Source organism: Salicola sp. AFF1 (genome assembly GCF_056783195.1).
The window spans coordinates 1-3001 of the sequence record NZ_JBXAYL010000066.1; the positions used below are offsets into that span (position 1 = coordinate 1).

The 3001-nt window shown below is 60.0% G+C and carries 3 protein-coding genes; all 3 read left to right on the plus strand.

Annotated elements, in window-relative coordinates; genetic code table 11:
- Nucleotides 1-212: hypothetical protein (locus AC1RQI_RS16465; protein ID WP_481905698.1), on the plus strand; the 212-nt coding region annotated here is incomplete at its 5' end.
- Nucleotides 213-246: 34 nt separating this feature from the next.
- Nucleotides 247-789 carry an SOS response-associated peptidase family protein gene (locus tag AC1RQI_RS16470; RefSeq protein WP_481905699.1) on the plus strand — a complete coding sequence of 181 codons (543 nt, stop codon included), beginning with the start codon at nucleotides 247-249 and terminating at the stop codon, nucleotides 787-789.
- A 100-nt stretch (nucleotides 790-889) separates the two neighbouring features.
- Nucleotides 890-2866: a type I restriction-modification system subunit M gene (locus tag AC1RQI_RS16475; protein ID WP_481905700.1), complete on the plus strand. Its 1977-nt coding sequence runs from the start codon at nucleotides 890-892 to the stop codon at nucleotides 2864-2866.
- Nucleotides 2867-3001 lie beyond the last annotated feature (135 nt).

The following is a 3001-nucleotide window of genomic DNA, read 5'->3' on the forward strand; positions in this document are numbered from 1 at the left end:
ATCTTGGCGGAGATCAACCAACAGGATATGCCACCTCTTCAGCCTGCTTCCATACACCAGAAATCACCATAACTCCCCACCAACTCCGCATCGGCAATTTCGTCCTAACAACCCTGCTCAACACCCAGATGGAAGCCAGTTTCGGGCTGGTCCAGTCGATCCCTGAAGCCCTGAGTGTCAACCTGAATCCAGACAACACCCGAGTGAGTTAAACTAGATTTCAGGGCGCTGGACTCAGAAGTTGTTATGCCCAAGCCTCAATCAGAGCTACCCGAGAACCAGATCACTCCCTCGCCCGAGTTGGAGAAGCGGACCCGACGCCGGTTCTCGACCGAGTACAAGTTGCGCATCATCGCTGAGGCGGATCAATGTGCCCATGGCGAACTGGGCGTGCTGCTGCGTCGTGAGGGACTCTACAGCAGTCAGCTTCAGCAGTGGCGCAAGCACCCCTACTACATCACAGACCCTTCCCAGGGGGAGCAGGACGTCCTGTTCTTTGCCGGGATCTACTCAGGTAACGCCGAGGCGGGCTTTTCAGTAGCCATCCTCACTGAACCCGCTGCGCCCAACCTGCGCCCTATCCATGATCGCCAGCCGGTGGTCCTGGATCCTGAGTCCTTGTACGACTGGCTCGACCCCGACATTGTGGAGCGGACAGAGATCAAGCGTGTGACCCGGCGCCTGGACCCCGAACGGCTCGACAGCTGGCCCGTAACCCCGCGGATGAACCGGCCGGATTATGAGGATTCAGCGATCATTGAGCCAGTAGATGGTAAGCTGGACGCCTGAGCGTTTTACCGCAGTAGACACACCCGCCATGCCTCTCCACGATGCACACTTTGGCGGGTTTTTTCGTATTGCATCCACTGCATCACGCCACGGAGCCCGAATGAACACGGAAAACCACTCCGAAATAGCATCCTTCATCTGGTCCATTGCCGATCTGCTGCGCGGCGATCTCAAGCAGTCCCAGTACGGCCGCGTCATCCTGCCGTTCACCCTGCTGCGCAGAATGGAATGCGTGCTGGAGCCGACTAAGGAGGCGGTTCTGGATGCCGCCAAGCAGCACGCGGACAAATCCGAAACCGCCAGAGACCGCCTGCTGCACCGCGCCGCTGACCAACCGTTCTACAACAGCTCCCCGCTGAGCCTGGCGTCCCTGTCGGACACGCAGACCGGCGAGGACCTGATGAGCTACGTGCACTCATTCAGCGCCCAGGCCCGGGCGATCTTCGAGCATTTCAATTTCGAGGACTTCGTCCAGCAGCTGGAGAGCAGCAACCTGCTTTATCAGGTGGTCCAGGAGTTCGCGGCGGTGGACCTGAGCCCGAAGCGCATCTCCAACTTCGGCATGGGCAGCGTGTTTGAGGAGCTGATCCGCAAGTTCGCGGAGAGTTCCAACGAGACGGCCGGGGAACACTTCACCCCACGCGACATCGTGCACCTGGCCACCTCCCTGGTGATGACCGGCGAGGAAGACCACCTCCAGCCCGGCAAGATCCTGACGATCTACGACCCGACCTGTGGAACGGGCGGGTTCCTCTCAGAGGCGGAATCCTACGTGAAGTCCATCAGTGACCAGGTGGACGTCTCCGTCAGCGGCCAGGAGCTCAACCCCGAGTCCTACGCCATCTGTGTGGGCGACATGCTCATCAAGGGCGAGAAGGTCGAGAACATCAAGCTGGGCAACACCCTCTCGGACGATCAGCTGCGCGGCAATACGTTCGACGTCATGCTAAGCAATCCGCCCTTCGGCGTGGACTGGAAGAAGGTGCAGGACAAGGTCCAGAAGGAACACAAGGAGCGTGGCTATGAAGGGCGATTCGGCCCCGGTTTGCCACGGGTCTCGGACGGCTCGCTGCTGTTTCTCATGCACCTGGTCGCCAAGATGCGCCCGGCGGACAAGGGCGGCTCGCGCATCGGCATCATCCTGAACGGCTCGCCGCTGTTTACCGGTGGCGCTGGCAGCGGTGAATCCGAGATCCGCCGTTACATGCTGGAGCACGATCTGGTGGAGGCCATTGTGGCGCTGCCGTCGGACTCGTTCTTCAACACCGGCATAAACACCTACGTCTGGGTGCTATCCAACGACAAGCCCGAGCAGCGGCGCAACAAGGTCCAGCTCATCAACGCGGCGGACCGCTACGCCAAGATGCGCAAGTCGCTGGGCAGCAAACGCAACTACATCCCCGAATCCGAGCAGGACGAGATCGTGCGCCAGTACGGCCGGTTCGAGGAGACCGACGAGAGCAAGATCTTCCCGACCCAGGCCTTCGGCTACCGGCGCATCACCGTGGAGCGCCCACTGCAGCTCAACTTCCAGGCTTCACCGGAGCGCATCGAGCGAATGAAGGGCGAGAAGTTCTTCGAAAAGCTCTCCGAGGCCGACCAGGCCAACCTGATCAGCGCCTGTGAAAGCCTGGGCGACACCCTCTACCGCAACCGGGAAGCCTTCCTGGAAGCGCTCAAGGGCGAATGCACCAGGGCCACCTTCTACCCCAGCACCGCCCAGCTCAAGAACATCTGGAAGGCGCTGGGCGAGCACGACCCGGAAGCCGACTACTGCCGGGATAAGAAAGGCAACCTCGAAGCCGACCCGGACCTGCGGGACAACGAAAACGTCCCGCTCGGCGAGTCCGTCTACGACTACTTTGAGCGCGAAGTCCTGCCCCATGTGCCGGACGCCTGGATCGACGAGTCCAAAACGGATGAGAAAGACGGCGAAGTCGGCATCGTCGGCTACGAGATCCCCTTCAACCGCCACTTCTACGTGTTCGAGCCGCCCAGGCCACTGGAGGAGATCGACGCGGACCTCAAGGAATGCACGGACACGATCAAGCGGATGATTGAGGAGATGGCGGTATGAGCTATCCGAGTTATCCGGAGTATAAGGAGACCGGAACTGATTGGGTTGGCGAAGTGCCTAGCCCGGATTTCTCATGAGAAGGAAGGAAAAAGCGGCTTAAAGTGTTAGAATTCAAGCCTCTACACACGAACCAAC

What these genes read in the sequence shown, in the direction of transcription:
- AC1RQI_RS16470 (WP_481905699.1), top strand. Translation starts at nt 247, where the DNA reads ATGCCCAAGCCTCAATCAGAGCTACCCGAGAACCAGATCACTCCCTCG.
- AC1RQI_RS16475 (WP_481905700.1), top strand. Translation starts at nt 890, where the DNA reads ATGAACACGGAAAACCACTCCGAAATAGCATCCTTCATCTGGTCCATT.